Genomic DNA, 1,193 nt, shown 5'->3' with positions numbered 1-1,193 from the left:
GGTAATCCCCCCATTTTTAGAGCGAGCTAAAAGTAGAGGTTAAGCGGCAAGGGCAAGTTTCTGTTTTGGTGTGATGCCGCCGAGTGCCATGTTGGGCCGGTCGTGATTGTAGGTCCACAGCCAACGAGTGGCAAATTCCTGGATTTGGTCGAGCGTTTCAAAGAGGTGGTGAGCCAGCCAGTCATATCGCACGGTCCGGTTGTAGCGCTCGACGTAAGCGTTTTGCTGAGGCTGGCCTGGCTGAATGAAGTCGATGCGGATGCCGCGCTTGGCGGCCCAGGCCAACGTTACTGCGCTGATGTATTCCGGGCCGTTGTCGCAGCGGATCGCATCCGGTTTGCCGCGCCATTCGATGATCCGGTCCAGCGATCTGATAACACGTTCGGATGGCAACGAGAAATCGACCTCGATTCCCAAGCCTTCCCGATTGAAATCATCGATGACGTTGAACAGGCGGATGCTGCGTCCGTCGGCAAGCTGGTCATGCATGAAGTCCATCGACCAGCTCTGGTTGATCGCGGTCGGCACGGCCAATGGCAGCGGCTTCTCGCGCACCAGGCGGTGGCGCGGCTTAATCCGGAGGTTCAGCTCGAGCTCACGGTAAATCCGGTAGACCCTCTTGTGGTTCCATTTAAAATTTTTGACGTTGCGCAGGTACAGGAAGCACAGCCCAAAGCCCCAGTTGCGCTGGTTGTTCGTCAGCCGTACCAGCCAGTCAGCAATCACGTCGTTTTCCGCGTCCAGCTTGGCTTTGTATCGGTAGCAGGTCTGGCTGATGCCAAACGCCCGGCACGCCAGGTGAATCGTGGCTGACCGCTGTGCCACGGCCCACTGCGCCATCTCTCGCCGCTGAGATGGCGCTACCACTTTTTTGTCAGCGCCTCGGCGACGATCTCGGCCTTGAGGCGCTCCTCGGCATACATCTTCTTCAGGCGCCGATTCTCGTCTTCCAGCTCCTTCATGCGGGCCATCAACGACGCATCCATGCCGCCGTACTTGGCCCGCCATTTATAGAACGTGGCGTTGCTGATGCCGTGCTCGCGACACAGCTCCGGTACAGGGCTGCCGGCTTCGGCTTGCTTGAGGATGGCGATGATCTGGCTGTCGGTAAAACGGGACGTCTTCATGTAGAGCTTTCTGTCTTAAGTAGAAAATTCTACTTCTAAACGCGCTCTTTTTGTGGGGGGATTACC

Annotated in this window: 1 protein-coding gene; it reads right to left on the bottom strand. The window is 57.3% G+C overall.

Annotated elements, in window-relative coordinates; translation table 11 throughout:
- Positions 1-39: 39 nt before the first annotated feature.
- Positions 40-1,127 (bottom strand): IS3 family transposase gene (locus tag QPK29_RS33450; protein ID WP_371772426.1). Its coding sequence is split into 2 segments (ribosomal slippage): positions 40-875 and positions 875-1,127, totalling 1,089 coding nucleotides; the frame shifts between segments, so codons are not numbered across the junction.
- Positions 1,128-1,193 lie beyond the last annotated feature (66 nt).

Origin of the sequence: Massilia orientalis (assembly GCF_030411975.2) — a bacterium.
GTDB classification, from domain to species: domain Bacteria; phylum Pseudomonadota; class Gammaproteobacteria; order Burkholderiales; family Burkholderiaceae_D; genus Telluria; species Telluria orientalis.
This window is presented reverse-complemented; position numbering and strand designations above follow the sequence as displayed.